This window comes from Frigidibacter sp. SD6-1, assembly GCF_030143255.1.
Classification (GTDB): Bacteria; Pseudomonadota; Alphaproteobacteria; order Rhodobacterales; family Rhodobacteraceae; genus TMP-24.
This window is the reverse complement of the sequence record NZ_JARJNR010000007.1, coordinates 199,419-216,593: the sequence shown is the minus strand read 5'-3', so window position 1 is coordinate 216,593 and position 17,175 is coordinate 199,419. Positions and strand designations below refer to the sequence as shown.

Sequence of the window (17,175 nt, the reverse complement as noted above, 5' to 3'; positions counted from 1 at the left end):
GTCCGTTTCTTGCAACCGATCATCTCGTCACTCATAGGGATTGGCAATGCCCATTGCGGCCAGCACGCGCGCCTCGGTCGCCTCCATCAGCGCCGCATCGCCGTCACGGATGTGATCATAGCCCAGAAGATGCATGATCCCATGCACCAGAAGATGGCTCACATGGTCGGTCATCGCCTTGCCCTGCTCCTCGGCCTCGCGGGCGCAGGTTTCCCAGGCGATCGCCACGTCGCCCAGCTCCTCGGGCATGTCCGGGAACCCGGGCCGGGGCCGGGCGGGCTGGCCCCCGTCGGTGGCCGCGCCACGTTCATCCGACGGCCACGACAGCACATTGGTCGGCTGCGGCTTTCCCCGGAAATCGGCGTTCAACACGGCGATCCGCTTGTCGTCGCAGCCGAGAAGGCTGATGAGGAACCCCTCGCCCGGCAGGCCAAGCTCGGCCAGCGTGGCACGCGCCGCCGCTTCGGCCAAAGCCTCAAGATCCAGCCCGTTCCAGCGCGGATCCTCGATCAGTATGTCAACCAGTGGCTCCATCGTCGCGGTCATAGGCCTCAAGCGCTGCAACGTCGTTACGGGTCAGTCGCGAAACCGACGCCGATTTCGGCGAGAAATAGCCGACGAAGCGTGCCTGACGCTAGACCTCTACAAGAGTAATCTGCCCAATCCCCTCTCTGGCCTGCTACGCTTGTCAGGCCGCTTTCTGTCGCCTGCCCAAAAGTTGCTCGCGCAAATGCATAAACTTGGGCGCCTGGCGTAACGGCGCGCGGATCACGATAGTCGGGCTGATGGACAGCATCTCCCTTGCAGCAGTTCTGAGGTCATCGACCGAGAGCGCCTGATAGGCGCGATACCGCTCTTGGACTTCGGTCACGTGACCGAGTTCGGTGATATCCGTCACCATATCGTCGACGCGGGACGCAAGGTCGTCCTGTCCCATCAGCGTACCGACGTGATGGCGCCGCTGACCTTCGGTCAGGACTGCCGGGTCAAGCCCGTCAGCGGCGGCGCGCACCGTGGCGATCGTGACATTGCTGATCTCGCCGATCTTCGCCGCCTGTCCGCTGATGTAGAGCTTGAAAATATCACGTCGTGCAACAGTGTCGATGGTGGACCAGACAGCATAGACGAGACCACGCTTGCGGCGCAATTCGTGCATGAGAAGGGACTGCGGATGCCCACCGACAATATCGCAGAACATGAAGAGCGCCCGCTTTTGCGCTTCGCCCAGTCCGGTAATGTCGAACCCGATCCACACGCTCGCATCGGTGCCATTGCTGCCAAGGAGCATGTCCCCGCCCGCGTAGGAATAGGGCGGGTAGCCTGCCTCCTCCCCGGCCGGGAAGTGTGCAAATGCCCTGGCGACCTCGGCCACGGCTGTCTCGTGGGAAAGATCTCCGCAAACCGAAACCGTCAGATTGCGACCTACATAGAAGCGGCCATGGAAGGCCAGGAGGTCTTCGCGCGTCAGCGCCTCCAGTGTCTCTTCGTAGCCGATCACCGGGTGACGGATGTTCTGGTCAGGGAATGCGGTGGCGTAGAACGCCTCGGACATTGTGCAATTGTGGCACCCGCGACAGTTTTCCTCGTTCACGATACTCTTTTCGAGGGCAAGGTCATCCTCACTCAGCGCGGGCGCGGCGAGCATCTCTGCAAAGAGCCCAAGCGCTCGGCCGAAGTCATCGCGCAGGACCGTGGCGGTGTAGGTTGTACGGTCGGGGTGGGTCGTGCCGTTGACGTGGCCGCCGAGTTCAGCAAAGGCGGTTTGCAGCGCCTCTTCGGACCGAGTTTCGGTTCCGCGAAAAATCAGATGCTCGAGAATGTGCGCGATCCCGGCCTGTTCGGCCGGTTCGTGCACCGAACCGACCCCAAAACACGCGCCGACCGCGACGCCACTAAAATTGTCCGCGCGCTCACTGACCACCCGAATACCATTCGGCAGAACCGTGCAATGGCGCTTAACTTCGAACATGGGTCATCTCTCCTTACCAACGCGGAGACGTTTCCCCAGAATTGAGGCACAACTATGACGATAGATCGCGCCTATGGCTCGTCGCGGTCATAGGCCTCGATGATGCGCGCCACAAGGGGATGGCGCACCACGTCTTTCGCGGTGAAATAGTTAAAACTGATGCCCTTTACCCCGTCAAGGATGCGCTCCGCATCCGAAAGGCCCGAAGCCTGTCCCTTGGGCAGGTCGATCTGGGTCCGGTCGCCGGTGATGACCATGCGGCTGCCTTCGCCAAGGCGGGTCAGGAACATCTTCATCTGCATGGTCGTGGCATTCTGCGCCTCGTCGAGGACGACGAAGGCATTGGAAAGGGTCCTGCCGCGCATGAAGGCCAGTGGCGCGATCTCGATCCGCTTTTCGGCCATCAGCTTTTCGACCTGTTTTGCCGGCAGGAAGTCGTTCAGCGCGTCATAAAGCGGCTGCATGTAGGGATCGACCTTTTCCTTCATGTCGCCGGGCAGGAAGCCCAGCCGCTCGCCCGCCTCGACGGCGGGGCGCGACAGCACGATCTTGTCGACATGGCCGCCGATCAGCATGGTCACGCCCACGGCCACCGCCAGATAGGTCTTGCCGGTGCCCGCCGGGCCGATGCCGAAGGCCAGTTCGTTCAGGAAAAGGTTCTTCACATAGGTCTTTTGCGCCTCGGTGCGCGGCTCGACCTGTTTCTTGCGGGTGCGGATCTCGATCCTGCCTTGCGCGAAAAGCTCCAGCTGTTCGTCAAGACTGACAGGGGCGGGCGTGCCCGCCTCTCCGGTCAGCCGGATCACCGCGTCGATCTCGCCCGCGTCCACCGCGCGCCCCGCTTCGAGCCTGCCGTAGAGCGTCTGCAGGATCGCCGCCGCCTGACCCCGGGGCCCGGACGGCCCGACGAGCGCCAGCTGATTGCCCCGCCTGAGGATATGGATGCCCAACTGATGTTCGATCTGCGCCAGATTGCGGTCGAACTCGCCGCACAGGTCGATCAGAAGCCGGTTGTTGGAAAATTCCAGAAGCGTCTCGTGGTGGTCTTCCGGATGCGGCGGCGGGGTCAAGGCACTGATGCCCAATAAAGTCTCCTTGGGGAAAAGGGTCCTGGGACTGATGGTGCCCGGGCTTTGTGACCAAAGCAAGACTTTGATCAGTATTTGCGCGGCGTCAGGCGCGACCGGCGCGCGATGCCCGTTCCTTGAGCATCCGTCCGGCGGTTTCCAGCCGCCTGTCGAGGCGCTGCTGCAGTCTCGATTTGCCGATCTTCAGGGTCTGGATCATCACCCGCGCCCCGAAAGTCAGCGGCTTGATCTCGACGGAAAGCGCGAGGCGCGTCACCTGCCGCGACAGGGGTATGAGCGTCGGTTCTACAAGAAAGCTGAAGCTGACCGTCTCGCCGGACAAAAGCAGCCGGCGCGGCGGCTCGTGCGCTTCGATCCGGCTGACGACGGTGCGGTCCTTGCCGCGAAGCCGGAAGACCGCCTGCCACGAGGATCCGCGCCCCATCGGGCCTGCGCCTGACAGACGTTCCAGCCGGACGCCGCCACGCCGGGCCAGCCCCTCGATCCAGTCAAGGTCGGTCATCGCCGCGAAGAGCGCTTCGGGCGTCGCATCGATATCGGTTTTCGAGGTAAGCCGCATCGTTCGCCGCCGAGGCCTCTCTGACTAGTTACCAGTCGTTCCTTACCCGGCCCGACAGCCATTCGTGAAGCAGATATCCGGCAATCGCGCCGCGGCGTGGCTGTTTGACCACGGAATGCGTGCCCGCGAAGACATCTGCCAGATCTTCCCGCGTCAGCCAGAGCAAGGCCTCGATTTCCGTCGGGTCGATGGAAAGCTCGTCGGCCAGCGCCTCGCCCGCGCAACCGATCATCAGGGAGGAGGGGTAGGGCCAGGGCTGGCTGGCCAGATAGCGCACGCGCCCGACGGCAAGACCCGCTTCCTCCCTCACCTCGCGGCGCACGGCGGCCTCGACCGTCTCGCCCGGCTCCATGAAACCGGCAAGCAAGGAATACATCCCCTCGGGCCAGCCGGGCGAGCGCCCGACAAGCACCTTGTTGGCACGCGTGATCAGCATGATCACCACCGGATCGGTGCGGGGAAAATGCTGCGCGCCGCAGCGCGGGCAGTCGCGTTGCCACCCGGCCTTGGCGATCCGGCTTTCCGCCCCGCAGCGGGCGCAGAAACCGTGCGTCTGGTGCCAGGCCCAAAGCGCCTTGGCCGTCGCCGCCAATTCGGCCTCCACTGGATCGAGATCGCCCAGCACGGTGCGCAACTCGGCAAACCCGGCCGCATCGCCCCAATCCGGGCCGATCAGCGGGTGATGCTGGACCGTATGATCGACGAAGGCGCTGCCGTCGGCCATTTCCTCCGGTTCCCAGTCGGAAAGATCGGCAGCAAATTGCGGCGCGCCGCAGGATCGGCCGAGGAACAGCAACGCGCGGTCCGCGACCAGCGGATGGGCGGGCGGCAGGCGCAGGACATGCGCGCCCGACATCAGAAGCTTGCCGCGCCAGAGCGCGAGGCAACGCGCAGCCGCGCTGCCCGCCAGGTCACGCAATGCCGTATCGTCTGCCCGCAGATCGGCGGCCCGGTCGAGACCGGCCGCCCCAAAGGTCACTGTCGGATCGCCGTGCACGTCACCCTCCGGTCCGCAACGCCCATCTGAGACCATATGATCGACAGCGGCACAAGCGAGCGCCCGACTGTTGCAGAAAATACAACCATTAGGAGATTTATTGTACGAAGTTACATATCGCGGTGGCGCGACCCCGCATTCTCATGTAGGATCAAGCCATTGATATCAGGGGCTGACAGGCGGGTGCGAGCCGTTTGAACTTTGCGTGGCCGCGCATCGGTGCTGACAGAAAAGGCGTTGGCAGACACAGTTCGCGGACCGCAGCAGCAGACATACGGCCTGAGGATCCTCGCGACCTCCGATATCCATGCGCATGTGATGCCTTACGATTACGCCGCCGACCGTCCGCTCGAGGCGGTGGGCCTCGCCCGGCTGACGACCCTGATCCGGCGGGCCAGGGCGGAAGTGGCCAATTCCATCACGCTCGACAATGGCGACTTCATCGAAGGCAGCCCCCTGGGCGAGCTGACTGCCGTTGACGGGCAGCTGCCGAAGGGCCGCCATCATCCGGTCGTCGCGGCGATGAATGCGGTGGGCTACGATGCGGTCGGCCTCGGCAATCACGAGTTCGGTTATGGCATCGCCTTCCTCGAACGAGCGCTCGCCGATGCGCGCTTCCCGGTCCTGTCCGCCAATATCGCCCGGCGGCTCGGGACAACGCCCGGTCAGGACGAGTTCTTCACCACACCGACGCTGATCCTGGAACGCCTGCTGGTCAATGACGCGGGTTGCCCGGCGCTGGTCAAGATCGGCGTTCTGAGCCTCCTGCCCCAGCAGGTCGAGACCTGGGAGCGCAAGCATCTGGCCGGGCGCCTGAAGACCCGCGACGAGGTCTGTGCCGCGGCCGCCTGGGCGTCCGACCTGCGCCGCCGCGGCGCGGACATTGTCGTGGCGCTCTGCCATTCGGGCATCGGCGGCGACAGCGACGGACGGCAGCACGACAATGTCGCCCTGGAGGTCGCGCGGCTTGGCGAGGTTGATGTGGTGATCGCCGGACATACCCATCGGCTGTTTCCCGGCGCAGGCATTCCCCAGACCGACGAGGTCGACCCCGAGCGGGGAAGGATCTGCGGAAAGCCGGCGGTCGAACCCGGCTTTCGCGGCTCGCATCTGGGCGTCATCGACCTTGAGCTTCTTTGCAGGGACGGGCGCTGGACCGTCGGGGACAGCGAAAGCCGACTGGAACCCGTGGCGTTGCGCGATGCAAGCGGCCAGTTCGTCGCGCGTGTCGATATCGACCCTGCGGTCGAGCAGTCCGTCGCATCCTGCCACGCGACTACGTTGGACTATGTGCGCCGCCCGATCGGGCGGGCCGACCGCCCGCTCAACAGCTATTTCGCCCCGGTTCTGCCGGGACCGATGATGGATCTGATTCATGCCGCCCAGCTTTCCTGGCTGGCGGCGGTCGCGGGCGCCGCCGGGCTGTCGCATCTGCCGCGCCTTTCGGCGGCCAGCCCCTTCAAGTTCGGCGGACTGGCGGGCCCGTGCAATTTCACCCGGATCGCGGCGGGCGATTTCCTTCTGCGCCACATCCACGATCTTTATCCTTTCCCGAATTCGATCCGCGCCCTGCGCGTGACCGGCGCCCAGATGCACGACTGGCTTGAGCGTGCTGTATCGCAATATTGCCAGATCACCCCAGGCCAGGGCGACCAGCCGCTCCTCCATGCCGGGGCGCGGCCCTATGATTTCGACACGGTCGCGGGGCTGAGCTATGAGGTGAACCTGTCTGTCCCCGCACGCCACGACCCCGATGGCAGCCTCGTCCGTCCGGGGGCGCGCCGGATCGGGAACCTGCGCTTCCGGGGGGCGCCTGTCGCGGCATCGCAGGAGTTTCTGCTTGTCACCAACAATTTCCGCGCGGGCGGCGGCGGCAATTATCCCGAGTTGGGGGAGGACAACGTGATCGCCGATCCGCTGGTCCTGTGCACCACGGTCCTGCGCCATTTCGTCGAAAGCGGCGCGAACATCGGTCTTGGCCCCCAGTGCGACTGGCGGCTGACCGGCGTGCCGCCCGGCACCGCACTGTGGTTCGATACCCATGTCGATGCCGCAGAGCACCTGCACGAGGCGCTTCCTCTGCAGGTCGAGACGGTCGGCCCGGCGCCGCCCCGGTTCCTGCGCTGCCGGGTCCTCTTCTGACGCCGCGCCGCGGGTGGCCGTTCATCGCCCCCTTGCGGCGGCTCTTCGCTGAGCGATGAGGCTTGAAGGGCCGAAGAGCGGCCAAGCGCTCCTGTCGGCCAACCGAAGCGCGACATGCGCGCAAGCTTGCATTCCCTCTGCGCAAAGCCTATCTAGGCGGCGAGAGGTTGGCGCGGGCGAGCGCCTCGCCAACCCGGTCAGGTCCGGAAGGAAGCAGCCGTAACGAGCCCCGCTTGGGTCGTTGTCCAGCCTCTCACCCCAGCCCAGCGCCCTGCATCCTCGCGGCTCTGCGACCGGGCCAGCGAAAGGCCTGTGCAAATGCGTTACGATGCCGCGATCTTTGACCTTGACGGGCTGTTGCTCGATACCGAGCGGATCGCGATCGTGGCAGGCTATCGTGCGCTGGCCGACCTCGGATTGCCAAGGACGGACGGGCTTTTCGAAGGCCTCGTGGGCAAGGACAATGCCACCGGCGCGCGGGCGCTCGTCTCTCACTATGGCGAGGATTTCCCCATCGAGCGATTCGGTAGCCGCTGGGACGGGCTGTTCCTTGCCGCGCTGGAGGAGGGCATCCCGCTTCGCCCCGGCGCGACCGACCTTCTCGACCGGCTGGAGGCGCTGGGATTGCCGCGCGCCGTTGCGACATCGAGCCAGCGAAAGAGCGCCGACCACAAGCTGTCGAAGACGGGGCTTCATCGCTATTTCGGTGCGGTTGTCACGGTGAATTGCGTGACGCGGCCCAAGCCCGCGCCGGACCCTTACCTGCTTGCGGCATCGCGTCTGGGCCATCGGCCGGAACGCTGCATCGCCTTCGAGGACAGCGACACCGGTGCGGCGGCGGCGAAAGCCGCCGGGATGGTGGTGGTGCAGGTGCCGGACATGCAGGCGACGGATGGGCGCCATGCCCATCATCTGGCCGAAAGCCTTCTGGATGGCGCCCGCGCGGCGGGGCTGATCTAGGTCCTTCTCAGGGCTGTTCTTCGGGGAATCCCAGCCGAAAGAAGCCATAGATCGTCAGCCCCAGCGTCACGATCCCGGCGATGACGAAAGGGGCGAGAAGCGCAGTTTCACGCCCCAGATGCGGCTCGCCCAGGCGGACGAGCGCCCCGCCGAGGAGTGCGCCCGCGGGCATCGTCCCCCAGCCGAGGAAACGATAGACCGAATTCACCCGGCCAAGAAGCGCGGGCGGGATCACCCTTTGGCGGTAGGAGACCGTCACCACGTTCCACAGGACCCCGCCGAACGCATCGCCGAAGAAGCCGAGCGCCGCACCGGGAAGCGTTGGCCAGAGGCCGAGGATGAAATAGGCGCCGGTGAAGATCGCCATCGAAAGATGAACTGTCCTTTCCGGCCCGAGGCGCGCGGCGATGGCGGGACCCGCTAGACCCGCGAGCACCCCGCCCGCCGCGCCGGTGGTCAGGAGGAGGCCGAAGCCGAAGGCGTCAAGCCCGAGAATCTCCTGCGCATAAAGCGCGGCCATGGTCATGGCGGCGGTGAAGACGGCATTCGTCACCCCGAGGATCACCGCGAGACGCCGGATGAGCGGATTGGCCATCAGCCAGGCGAGCCCTTCCTTCAGTTCCGCCAGAAAGGGGCGGCGCGGCGGAAGCGAGGCAGGCGGCAGCACCATTAATGCGACGAGTGCTGCGGCACCCGCAAAGGTCACTGCGTCGAAGCCGAAGGGCCAGGCGATGCCAAGACCAATCAGTGCACCGGCGAGAGGAGGCCCGATAAAATGGTTCATCACCTGCTCGGCGCTCCACATCTGACCGTTGGCGCGTTCGAGATCGGCGGGCGCGACGATAGCGGGCATCAGCGTCTGCGCAGCATTGTCGCGCAGAACCTCGGCCGTACCGAGGAGGAAGGCGAGGCCCGAAAGCGCGAGGATCGCGGCGGGACCGGCGGTGTCGGGCTGCGGCAAACCGGGCACCGAGAGGATCAGCGCGATCACGCCGAAGGTCAGTACCATCCGCACCAGATCGGCCCGGACCATCATCCGCCGCCGGTCGGCGCGGTCGGTCCAGACGCCCGCGGGCAGCGCGAAAAGAAACCAGGGCAGGCGCGCGCCGGTCACGACCAGGGAAATCAGGAACGGATCACGCGTGAGCAGCGTCGCGAGCCAGGGAAAGGCCAGCACCGACACGCCATCGCCGAGGTTCGAGATCACGCTTGCGGTGAAATGCAGACGATAGTTGCGGTTGCGGCGAAGGAGAGCGGCCGCCATCGCGCCGTCAGTTCGCGGGCACAGAGGTGGCGGGCGGCAGTTCCAGCCCCGTCACGAACGGATAGGCGAAACCGACGATCTGCAACTGGGCCGGGCCGTCGATCCGGCTGAAAAACCATGTGCCCTCTTCTTCGATCGCCAGAAGCGGCTGCTGGTTGAGGGTCTTCTTGCCGCCGCCTTCGGCCACGAACTGCGCGGGGACCACCGCCCAGACCACCGCCGTCCCGTCGGCAAGCGTGGCGTCATTGCCTTCCCATGGGCCGGGCGCGGTGACGAAATCGGTGATCTTCGTCGTCTTCATCACCTCTTTCGTCTGGGCAACGAGTGTCTCTGTCACCTTCCTTGCCTCGATCCCGGCGGTGCCCGCGACAACATTCAGCACGCGCGGCGGGATGGTACCCACCACTTTCTCGGCCTCTCTCGCCATCGTCGCCCGGCCATAGCGCGCCACCGCGGATTCAAGCGCCTTCGCCTCCGCCTCGGTCAGCGGGCGGGCGACTGCGGGCAGGCCGAGGGCGACAAGGAGGGCGGTGAGAAGGGCAAGGCGCATGAGACACTTCCATTGGCGGACGGTGCCAACCATCTTGCATGCACATTGGGGCCGGGCAAGGGCCTAGCATTTGGCCTCGCGCTTTCCCGCCCAAGCTGCCATTGTCGCGCCCGATCATCGAGGAGCCGCCCATGACCTTCACCGTCGCCACCTGGAACATCAATTCCGTGCGCCTGCGCGAACCGATCGTGGCGAAGTTGATGGGAGAGGAGGCGCCCGACATCCTGTGCCTGCAGGAATGCAAATGCCTTGAGGAACAGATCCCCGTCGAAGCGTTCGAGGCGCTCGGCTACCGCTGGCGGGTGGCGAAGGGCCAGAAAAGCTACAATGGCGTGGCGATCCTGTCGAAGCTGCCGATCACTCTGGCCGGCTCGCACGATTTCGCCAGCCTCGGCCACGCCCGCCATGTGGCTGGACGGCTGGAAAACGGCGTCACGATCCATAATTTCTATGTGCCCGCAGGCGGCGACATTCCCGATCGGGCAGAGAATGTGAAGTTCGGCCAGAAACTCGATTTCCTGACCCATATGCGCGACTGGTTCCGCGAGGAACGGCCAGAGAAGGCGATCCTCGTGGGCGATCTGAACATCGCGCCGCGTGAGGATGATGTCTGGAACCACAAGGCGCTTCTGAAGATCGTCAGCCACACGCCCATTGAGGTCGATCACCTGAGCGCCGCGCGGGAGGCGGGCGGCTGGATCGACATCACGCGGAAAGATATCCCGAACGGCACTCTTTACAGCTGGTGGTCCTACCGCTCGCCCGACTGGGACGCGGCCGACAAGGGTCGCAGGCTGGATCACATCTGGGCCACGCCCGATATCGCGAACGCAGGCCACGGCAGCCGGATCCTGCGCGCCGCGCGCGGCTGGGATCAGCCGTCCGACCATGCGCCGGTCTTTGCCGCGTTCGATCTCTGACGCCGGCGGCCGGTACGGTGGCGATCTCTTGCCGATCCACGCCGCCTCGATTGGCGCGCGGGGCGTCCTCGAATAAAGAGGGACCGGGGCAAGGAGGAAACATGCAATCTGTCACCCGTCGCGCGGCCCTTGGCCTTTCCCTTGCAGCGCTTGCCGCCTGCGGCGCCCGGCCCCGCCGCGCCGCGCCCGCGGGCCCGGCGGACGTCAACCGGCTGATCAGCAAATATGCGCGGATCCATGACATACCGGAATCGCTCCTCCACCGCGTCGTGCGCCGCGAGAGCAATTACAACCCGGCGGCCCGCAACGGCCCCTATTGGGGCCTGATGCAGATCCTGCCGCAGACGGCGCGCACCATGGGCTATCGCGGCACGCCAGAGGGGCTTCTCGATGCCGAAACCAACCTGATGTACGCGGGTAAGTATCTGCGCGGCGCCTGGCTGGTGGCGCGCGGCAAGGAGGACCGTGCGGTCATGTGGTATGCCAAGGGCTATTATTACGAAGCCAAGCGGCTGGGCCTTCTGAAAGAGACCGGCCTGGTCGCCTGAACCGGCGCAAAATCAGGGCGAGGCAGGATTTTGCCTTGCCCGTTGCGGCTGGCTGTTGCATCCCGGACCGGAGGGAAGGGACGTGGATGCGCCCGGGATTGATCAGACACCAGATGATGCGCCGCTCGCGCGCGCTTGTCGCCTCGCCGCGGCTGTGGCGCGCGCGGCTGGTCTTCTGGGCGGGCGCGATTGCGATCGGACTGATCAGCGCGGGCTTTGCGGTTTTGGCCGACGAGGCGCACGGCCTGTTCCTGACCGCCTTCGGGGACGGCTGGCGGCGCTGGTTGCCGCTTCTGGTGACGCCCCTTGGCTTCATCGCCTGCGCCTGGGCGGCGGACCGGTTCTTCCCGGGCTCGCAGGGCTCGGGCATTCCGCAGGCCATTGCCGCGCGGCACCTGCGCGAGGATGAGGATCGCGGCGGTTACCTGACCTTGCGGATCGTCGTGGGCAAGATTTCCCTGACGCTCGCGGGGCTTCTCGCCGGGGCGTCGATCGGACGCGAGGGGCCGACGGTGCAAGTGGGCGCGGCAATCATGCTGGCCTCGGGGCGGCTTGGCGGCATGGCGCATGCGCGGGGCCTGATCCTTGCGGGGTCGGCCGCCGGGATCGCCGCCGCCTTCAACACCCCGCTCGCCGGCATCGTCTTCGCCATCGAGGAGATGAGCCGCGCCTATCAGGCCCGCACGAACGGCCTTGTCCTGTCTGCAGTGATCCTTGCCGGTGTCGCCTCGCTTTCGATCCTCGGCAGCTATACCTATTTCGGCGTCACCCATGTGAGCGCGAGCTTCCCCGGCGACTGGGGTCTGGTGGCGGCGACCGGCATCGCGGGCGGGCTTCTGGGCGCGCTTTTCAGCCTCGCCACCGTCGGGCTGGTCACGCGCCTGCGCCGGGCGAAGATCTTCACGCGTGAACGGCGGCTGCTTCTGGTGGCGGGTTCCGCCGGGCTGATCGTCGCGATCCTCGGTGTCGCAACCGGCGGCGCCACCTTCGGCACCGGCTACGACCAGGCGCGCGGCGCGATCGAGGGCGACGGGCTGCCCGGCGCCTTCTTCCTTGCGAAGTTCATCGCAACCCTCGCCTCGACCGTCTCGGGCATCCCCGGCGGGCTTTTCGCTCCCTCTCTGTCCGTGGGGGCGGGCCTTGGCAGCTCGATCAGCCTCATCCTCGGCGCATCCGTGACGCTTGGCGCCATCCTCGGCATGGCGGGCTATTTCGCGGGCGTCGTGCAAGCGCCGCTGACGACCGTGGTGATCGTGGTCGAGATGACGGGCAATCACGAGAATGTCGTGCCGATCATGGCGGCGGCGATGCTGGGCTATGGCGTGTCGCGGCTCATCTCGCCCGAACCGCTCTACCACGCGCTCTCGCGGCTGTGGATCGCCGATGCGATCCGGCGGCGGCGGAGCGAGGCAGTGGCCGCTACACCGGAATCGCCGTCGTCTTGAAAACCGTGCGAAGCGCGAAAGAGGAATGCATCTGCGCGACGCCGGGCAGGCGGGCGAGGTACTGGCGGTGGATACGGGCAAAATCGTCGGTATCCTGCGCCACGACCTTCAGCAGGTAATCCGCCGTCCCGGCCATCAGATGGCATTCCAGCACGTCCGGCACCCGACGCACTTCGGTCTCGAACGCCTCCAGCACCTCGTCGGCCTGGCCGGACAAAGTGATTTCCACGAAAACCGTCGTCGGCCGCCCGATACGGCGCGCATCCAAAAGCGCCACATAACCGGCGATGAACCCCTCTTCCTCCAGCCGCGCGACGCGGCGGTGGCAGGCCGAGGGCGACAGGTTCACCCGCTCCGACAGGTCGGCATTCGTCAGGCGGCCTTCTTTCTGCAGCGCAGAAAGTATGCGGTGATCCGTTGCGTCCAGTTCCATTTCTACGCACTATTCTTCGAAAAAATGGCAATGTCATCGAACATTAATCGACGCTGTAGCGATAGCACAACCGTTCTTTGCAAAGCAATTGCGCGCATGCTGCGGCATACTGGATCCAATCGTTCATTCGGAGGATCCACGATGAAAATCGGCTGCCCCAAGGAAATCAAGCCGCAGGAATTCCGCGTCGGCATGACGCCCAATGCCGCGCGCGAGGCCATCAGCCACGGCCATGACGTCTATATGGAAAAGAACGCCGGCACCGGCGCGGGCTTTGCCGATGCGGACTACACCGCCGTCGGCGCCAAGATCCTCGACACGGCGGCCGAGGTCTTCGCCAAGGCCGACATGATCGTCAAGGTCAAGGAACCGCAGGCGGTCGAGCGCAAGATGCTGCGCGAAGGCCAGATCCTCTTTACCTACCTCCACCTCGCGCCCGATCCGGACCAGACGCATGACCTGCTGAAATCCGGCGCGACCTGTATCGCCTATGAAACCGTGACCGACAGGAACGGCGGCCTGCCGCTGCTTGCGCCCATGTCCGAGGTTGCGGGCCGTCTGGCCCCGCAGGTCGGCGCCTGGACGCTGCAGAAGGCCAATGGCGGCCGTGGCGTTCTGCTCGGCGGCGTGCCGGGCGTCTCGCCCGCCAGGGTGCTCGTGATCGGCGGCGGCGTTGTCGGCACCCATGCGGCCAAGATCGCCGCGGGCATGGGCGCGGATGTGACCGTGCTTGACCGTTCGATCCCGCGCCTGCGCTATCTGGACGACGTCTTCGGCGGCACCTTCAAGAACGCCTATGCCAACGAAGGCAACACGGCCGAGCTGGCCCGTCAGGCCGACATGATCATCGGCGCCGTGCTGATCCCGGGCGCGGCTGCGCCCAAGCTGATCTCGAAGGCGCAACTGAAAGACCTCAAGCCCGGCGCGGCGCTTGTCGACGTCGCCATCGACCAGGGCGGTTGTTTTGAGACCTCGAAGGCCACCACCCACCAGGACCCGATCTATGAAGTCGACGGCATCATGCACTACTGCGTGGCCAACATGCCCGGAGCTGTCGCCCGCACCTCGACGCTCGCGCTTGGCAACGCCACGATGCCCTTCATGCTGGCGCTCGCCGACAAGGGCTGGAAACAGGCCTGCGCCGACGATGTGCATCTTCTGAACGGCCTGAACGTCCATGCCGGCAAGCTGACCTACGCCGCCGTCGGCCAGGCGCTGAACCTGCCGACGGTCAATGCGGCCGACGTTCTGAAGTAAGACGACCGCTCACAACGAAAAGGCCCGCCGTCTGGCGGGCCTTTTTGCTTTTCTGACCGGCAATCACTTCCTCAGCGCATCGCGGATCTGCAGCAGCACATCCAGCTCGCTCGGGCCGGGAGGAGGAGCGGCCGCAGTTTCCTTCTTGACCGCGGCATCCTTGATCCGGTTCACCGCCTTGACCAGCAGGAAGACGACGAAAGCGATGATCAGGAAGTTGATGACCGCCGTGATAAACGACCCGTAGGCAAAGACCGCCGCGCCTGCGTCACGCGCTGCCGTGAGGGAGGCATATTCGCCATCACCAAGCACGACAAAGAGGTTCGAGAAATCTATCCCACCGGTGACCAGAGCGATGATCGGGTTGATCAGGTCGCCGACAAGCGAGGTTACGATGGCCGTAAAGGCCGCACCGATGATGATACCTACGGCCATGTCCATGACATTGCCTTTGGCGATGAACTCCTTGAATTCGTTTATCATTTCTGTCCCCACAATTGCTGCTGACCGCTGCGCGTCTGTTTCCCCGGGCAACGGCGCGCTGATTCTAGCATGAGATGGAAAAGGCGCACGCGGGAATTTTGCATGATGTCTCCCCGTCGTGACGGCCGCTCCGCCAAAGAAAAACGCCGCCCCGGAAGGGCGGCGTCTGGTTCAGTCTGCAGGACGATCTCAGAAACCGAGGCCCGCGTACTTGTTCTTGAACTTCGACACGCGGCCGCCGGTATCCAGCAGCTTGGCCGAACCGCCGGTCCAGGCCGGATGCGCCAGCGGGTCGATGTCGAGCGACAGCGTGTCGCCTTCCTTGCCCCAGGTCGAACGGGTCTGATAGGTCGAACCGTCGGTCATCTTCACGGTGATGAAGTGGTAGTCGGGATGAGTGCCTTGTTTCATCGGTCCGCTCCTCACTCGGCTTTTTCTTTGTAGTTGGTGACTTCGGCGATCCGGGCCGATTTGCCGCGACGCTCGCGCAGATAGTAAAGCTTGGCGCGGCGCACGCGGCCACGGCGGACCACTTCGATCGTGTCGATGTTGGTCGAATAGAGCGGGAACACACGCTCCACGCCTTCGCCGAACGAAATCTTGCGCACGGTGAACGAGGCCGCGATCGTCTCGCCGCCCTTGCGGCTGATCACCACGCCTTCATAGTTCTGAACGCGGGTCCGGGTGCCTTCGGTCACCTTGAAGCCGACGCGCACGGTGTCGCCGGCCTTGAAGTCGGGGATCTTCTTCCCGAGGCTGGCGATCTGCTCAGCCTCCAGTTGGGCGATAATGTCCATCGCTTTTCCTCATCTGCTCGCGGTTGGTCCGCGAAGGTCTGACACGATCCCAGAGCTCTCGGTCTTCATCCGGGTCCGCATGGGCCTTTCGGCCGCGCGCCCGCCAGAGGTAGGGTCATTCTCTTTATCCCGGCGCCCCGGCCCGGTTCCCGCCGAAGAAGGCAGGCGCGTCGGCCAAAGCACAAGGGTCCGGACGACTCGCTAGGGGCCCCGGACAGGGGGCGTATAGGGGGAAGGGGGGCGGGGGTCAAGTGCGGGTTCTCCGCGATACGACGGGCCAGATGTATCACAACCGAAGCATTGCGCTTTGAGCAGTTGGACTCGGTTGCTATCATTGCCGCAGATGGTCTCTAGAGACAGATATGCGCCCGGAAAATAAGCCAAGACCGCTATACCGGAAAGTAAACAGCCGAACCCACAATGTGAGGCACGGTCACGGCGGGGATTACCGCCACGAACGAAACACAAAGGCAGAGAAAGCCAATGAATCCCACTTGGGCTCGATGCACTCCGGACACAGGCACGGGCTGGATTACACGCCGCTCTTTCGTTTTCTTCTTTCGCGGGTCGGCCAGGATTGGAACCTAACCTTTGGTGAGGCCGTCAGCCGCATCGACTGTGTGGAGCCGATCTTCTGGATGGTCGCGCTCCGCGCAGAAGACAGAGAGTCTTACTTCAGGTGCGGCGAGAGCAGCTATTTCAGCAAGCTCTATGTGGACGAGCAGAACATTCTGCAACTTGTCGATCCCACATTGGTCGCCGATAGCATGAAGCCATTCTGTTCATGCTGCACACATACGCTTAATGGCGAGCGATTTGGTTTGGCCCATTCCGAAGACTGATGCCGCATATTGGCACTCCAAGCGGTTCATCAGGCGTGAGACTTTTGAACCTGTGGGGATAGAGACTCTTCCAAGCGCTTGCGCCGGTGACAGGTTGACCTAAGACTTGCATCAACCGGCGAGGCTCTCATGTCCTTCCTTCTCGACAACCAGCTTCTGATCATCCTCGGCGCCGTCGCGGCGGGCACACTCGGGTGGCTTTTCATCCTGACGAAACCTGCGGGCCACAGGCCACAGGGCTTGGCGGGTCGCGGATTTTATCTGGGTCATTCTGGGCGGCTTCGGCGCCGTTGCCGCGGTGATGGCCGGGCTTTACCGGGCCGATACCGCGCGGATCGAGCGGCAGATCGACCTTGCCTATGCCGCAAGCCGCGCCTTCGACCGCGATGCGGCGCGCTTTCGGCTGGCCTGGTGCGAGGTGCCGGACGCGCTTCTGGTTCCCTTGTGCGACAAGGCCGATTACCTCTCTGCCTCGACCGCGCTCAACCGCGACTTGCCGCTCTTCCTCGACATCACCCATATGGCAGCGCCCCTGCAGCGGCTGACGCTGTTTGGCGGCGGCGAGGAAATGGCGGGCATGGCCGCCGAGGCGGATGCGTTCGATACACAGGAAATCCTTGCCTTCACCGCGCGGGACGAGGCGACGGGCGCAGCCATTGCGGCCTTGCGTACGAACGGCCGGGCGCCGGTAGCAGCGGAATTTCAGGTTCTGGCGATGAGCTATGAGGAGCTTATCGCTGATGTCGTGGCGCTGAAGGAGGAATGGGACTACCTGCGTTCCCGCTCGATCTTCCTGAAAATCCAGGTCCTTGCGCTTGCCATGATCGCTTTCGCGGCGCCGTTCCGGGTGGGAAAATCGCTGTCGGAGATTGTCTGAGCGGCCGCCATGGTGGAATTCCTGCCTGTTTTTTCCCTGAAACG

The 17,175-nt window shown here is 64.7% G+C and carries 20 protein-coding genes and 1 other RNA gene; 9 read left to right on the top strand and 12 right to left on the bottom strand.

The genetic code is table 11. From position 1 onward, the window contains the following. Positions 1-27: 27 nt before the first annotated feature. The 5 genes from ybeY to nudC form a co-directional block, all read right to left on the bottom strand. The gene (gene ybeY / locus P0645_RS14600) at positions 28-534 is read right to left on the bottom strand and encodes an rRNA maturation RNase YbeY (RefSeq protein WP_284165315.1); all 507 of its coding nucleotides are present in this window, start codon (positions 532-534) and stop codon (positions 28-30) included. 154 nt (positions 535-688) lie between these two features. Next, on the bottom strand, positions 689-1,969 hold the full coding sequence (locus P0645_RS14595; protein WP_284165314.1) for a M16 family metallopeptidase: 1,281 nt from the start codon (positions 1,967-1,969) through the stop codon (positions 689-691). A gap of 71 nt (positions 1,970-2,040) precedes the next feature. Beyond that, positions 2,041-3,054 (bottom strand): PhoH family protein, encoded by a 1,014-nt coding sequence (locus P0645_RS14590; RefSeq protein ID WP_284165313.1) that lies wholly within the window; start codon positions 3,052-3,054, stop codon positions 2,041-2,043. An 88-nt stretch (positions 3,055-3,142) separates the two neighbouring features. Beyond that, positions 3,143-3,616 carry an SRPBCC family protein gene (locus tag P0645_RS14585; protein WP_284165312.1) on the bottom strand — a complete coding sequence of 158 codons (474 nt, stop codon included), beginning with the start codon at positions 3,614-3,616 and terminating at the stop codon, positions 3,143-3,145. 28 nt (positions 3,617-3,644) lie between these two features. Next, complete coding sequence (gene nudC / locus P0645_RS14580) at positions 3,645-4,613, bottom strand: NAD(+) diphosphatase (RefSeq protein WP_284165311.1); 969 nt, start codon at positions 4,611-4,613, stop codon at positions 3,645-3,647. 237 nt (positions 4,614-4,850) lie between these two features. Between nudC and P0645_RS14575 the strand changes: the two genes are divergently transcribed. The 3 genes from P0645_RS14575 to P0645_RS14565 all read left to right on the top strand — a co-directional run bounded on the left by P0645_RS14575 (position 4,851) and on the right by P0645_RS14565 (position 7,715). Then, a complete protein-coding gene (locus tag P0645_RS14575; RefSeq protein ID WP_284165310.1) occupies positions 4,851-6,755 on the top strand; it encodes a bifunctional 2',3'-cyclic-nucleotide 2'-phosphodiesterase/3'-nucleotidase in 1,905 nt (634 codons plus the stop codon). Between the two features lie 161 nt (positions 6,756-6,916). Next, an RNA gene (gene ffs / locus P0645_RS14570) (signal recognition particle sRNA small type) lies at positions 6,917-7,013 on the top strand. A gap of 60 nt (positions 7,014-7,073) precedes the next feature. Further along, positions 7,074-7,715: an HAD family hydrolase gene (locus P0645_RS14565; protein ID WP_284165309.1), complete on the top strand. Its 642-nt coding sequence runs from the start codon at positions 7,074-7,076 to the stop codon at positions 7,713-7,715. Between the two features lie 7 nt (positions 7,716-7,722). On the opposite strand, the gene P0645_RS14560 is transcribed toward P0645_RS14565, so the two are convergent. Together P0645_RS14560 and P0645_RS14555 are read right to left on the bottom strand one after the other, a co-directional pair. After that, positions 7,723-8,979, bottom strand: coding sequence for an MFS transporter (locus P0645_RS14560; protein WP_284165308.1), 1,257 nt, complete (start codon positions 8,977-8,979; stop codon positions 7,723-7,725). Positions 8,980-8,986: 7 nt separating this feature from the next. Beyond that, the gene (locus P0645_RS14555; protein WP_284165307.1) at positions 8,987-9,529 is read right to left on the bottom strand and encodes a hypothetical protein; all 543 of its coding nucleotides are present in this window, start codon (positions 9,527-9,529) and stop codon (positions 8,987-8,989) included. Positions 9,530-9,660: 131 nt separating this feature from the next. Between P0645_RS14555 and P0645_RS14550 the strand changes: the two genes are divergently transcribed. The 3 genes from P0645_RS14550 to P0645_RS14540 all read left to right on the top strand — a co-directional run bounded on the left by P0645_RS14550 (position 9,661) and on the right by P0645_RS14540 (position 12,442). Beyond that, positions 9,661-10,449, top strand: coding sequence for an exodeoxyribonuclease III (locus P0645_RS14550; RefSeq protein ID WP_284165306.1), 789 nt, complete (start codon positions 9,661-9,663; stop codon positions 10,447-10,449). 101 nt (positions 10,450-10,550) lie between these two features. Further along, positions 10,551-10,997, top strand: a complete 447-nt coding sequence (locus tag P0645_RS14545; protein ID WP_284165305.1) for a lytic transglycosylase domain-containing protein — start codon at positions 10,551-10,553, stop codon at positions 10,995-10,997. Positions 10,998-11,083: 86 nt separating this feature from the next. Further along, the gene (locus tag P0645_RS14540) at positions 11,084-12,442 is read left to right on the top strand and encodes a chloride channel protein (RefSeq protein WP_284165304.1); all 1,359 of its coding nucleotides are present in this window, start codon (positions 11,084-11,086) and stop codon (positions 12,440-12,442) included. Here the strand turns inward: P0645_RS14540 and P0645_RS14535 are convergent. Further along, on the bottom strand, positions 12,417-12,875 hold the full coding sequence (locus tag P0645_RS14535) for an Lrp/AsnC family transcriptional regulator (protein WP_284165303.1): 459 nt from the start codon (positions 12,873-12,875) through the stop codon (positions 12,417-12,419). The genes P0645_RS14540 and P0645_RS14535 overlap by 26 nt on opposite strands. Positions 12,876-13,016: 141 nt before the next feature. Between P0645_RS14535 and ald the strand changes: the two genes are divergently transcribed. Further along, positions 13,017-14,132 (top strand): alanine dehydrogenase, encoded by a 1,116-nt coding sequence (gene ald, locus P0645_RS14530; protein WP_284165302.1) that lies wholly within the window; start codon positions 13,017-13,019, stop codon positions 14,130-14,132. A gap of 63 nt (positions 14,133-14,195) precedes the next feature. Here ald and mscL read toward each other — a convergent pair whose 3' ends face one another. The 3 genes from mscL to rplS all read right to left on the bottom strand — a co-directional run bounded on the left by mscL (position 14,196) and on the right by rplS (position 15,412). Next, the gene (mscL, locus tag P0645_RS14525; RefSeq protein WP_284165301.1) at positions 14,196-14,615 is read right to left on the bottom strand and encodes a large conductance mechanosensitive channel protein MscL; all 420 of its coding nucleotides are present in this window, start codon (positions 14,613-14,615) and stop codon (positions 14,196-14,198) included. A gap of 189 nt (positions 14,616-14,804) precedes the next feature. Beyond that, positions 14,805-15,026, bottom strand: coding sequence for a 50S ribosomal protein L31 (rpmE, locus tag P0645_RS14520; RefSeq protein ID WP_267632968.1), 222 nt, complete (start codon positions 15,024-15,026; stop codon positions 14,805-14,807). An 11-nt stretch (positions 15,027-15,037) separates the two neighbouring features. After that, positions 15,038-15,412, bottom strand: a complete 375-nt coding sequence (gene rplS, locus P0645_RS14515; protein ID WP_284165300.1) for a 50S ribosomal protein L19 — start codon at positions 15,410-15,412, stop codon at positions 15,038-15,040. Positions 15,413-15,774: 362 nt separating this feature from the next. On the opposite strand from rplS, the gene P0645_RS14510 reads away from it, so the two are divergent. Then, entirely contained in the window at positions 15,775-16,254 is a 480-nt protein-coding gene (locus P0645_RS14510; protein WP_284165299.1) for a hypothetical protein, read from the top strand. Between the two features lie 111 nt (positions 16,255-16,365). On the opposite strand, the gene P0645_RS19310 is transcribed toward P0645_RS14510, so the two are convergent. Next, positions 16,366-16,524 (bottom strand): hypothetical protein, encoded by a 159-nt coding sequence (locus tag P0645_RS19310; RefSeq protein WP_349775087.1) that lies wholly within the window; start codon positions 16,522-16,524, stop codon positions 16,366-16,368. A 31-nt stretch (positions 16,525-16,555) separates the two neighbouring features. Between P0645_RS19310 and P0645_RS14505 the strand changes: the two genes are divergently transcribed. After that, the gene (locus P0645_RS14505) at positions 16,556-17,131 is read left to right on the top strand and encodes a hypothetical protein (RefSeq protein WP_349775086.1); all 576 of its coding nucleotides are present in this window, start codon (positions 16,556-16,558) and stop codon (positions 17,129-17,131) included. Positions 17,132-17,175: the final 44 nt, after the last annotated feature.

Coding starts and splice junctions, on each gene's coding strand:
- ybeY (WP_284165315.1), bottom strand. CDS start 534: ATGGAGCCACTGGTTGACATACTGATCGAGGATCCGCGCTGGAACGGG.
- P0645_RS14595 (WP_284165314.1), bottom strand. CDS start 1,969: ATGTTCGAAGTTAAGCGCCATTGCACGGTTCTGCCGAATGGTATTCGG.
- P0645_RS14585 (WP_284165312.1), bottom strand. CDS start 3,616: ATGCGGCTTACCTCGAAAACCGATATCGATGCGACGCCCGAAGCGCTC.
- P0645_RS14565 (WP_284165309.1), top strand. CDS start 7,074: ATGCGTTACGATGCCGCGATCTTTGACCTTGACGGGCTGTTGCTCGAT.
- P0645_RS14560 (WP_284165308.1), bottom strand. CDS start 8,979: ATGGCGGCCGCTCTCCTTCGCCGCAACCGCAACTATCGTCTGCATTTC.
- P0645_RS14555 (WP_284165307.1), bottom strand. CDS start 9,529: ATGCGCCTTGCCCTTCTCACCGCCCTCCTTGTCGCCCTCGGCCTGCCC.
- P0645_RS14550 (WP_284165306.1), top strand. CDS start 9,661: ATGACCTTCACCGTCGCCACCTGGAACATCAATTCCGTGCGCCTGCGC.
- P0645_RS14545 (WP_284165305.1), top strand. CDS start 10,551: ATGCAATCTGTCACCCGTCGCGCGGCCCTTGGCCTTTCCCTTGCAGCG.
- P0645_RS14540 (WP_284165304.1), top strand. CDS start 11,084: ATGCGCCCGGGATTGATCAGACACCAGATGATGCGCCGCTCGCGCGCG.
- P0645_RS14535 (WP_284165303.1), bottom strand. CDS start 12,875: ATGGAACTGGACGCAACGGATCACCGCATACTTTCTGCGCTGCAGAAA.
- ald (WP_284165302.1), top strand. CDS start 13,017: ATGAAAATCGGCTGCCCCAAGGAAATCAAGCCGCAGGAATTCCGCGTC.
- mscL (WP_284165301.1), bottom strand. CDS start 14,615: ATGATAAACGAATTCAAGGAGTTCATCGCCAAAGGCAATGTCATGGAC.
- rpmE (WP_267632968.1), bottom strand. CDS start 15,026: ATGAAACAAGGCACTCATCCCGACTACCACTTCATCACCGTGAAGATG.
- rplS (WP_284165300.1), bottom strand. CDS start 15,412: ATGGACATTATCGCCCAACTGGAGGCTGAGCAGATCGCCAGCCTCGGG.
- P0645_RS14510 (WP_284165299.1), top strand. CDS start 15,775: ATGCGCCCGGAAAATAAGCCAAGACCGCTATACCGGAAAGTAAACAGC.
- P0645_RS19310 (WP_349775087.1), bottom strand. CDS start 16,524: ATGACCCAGATAAAATCCGCGACCCGCCAAGCCCTGTGGCCTGTGGCC.
- P0645_RS14505 (WP_349775086.1), top strand. CDS start 16,556: ATGGCCGGGCTTTACCGGGCCGATACCGCGCGGATCGAGCGGCAGATC.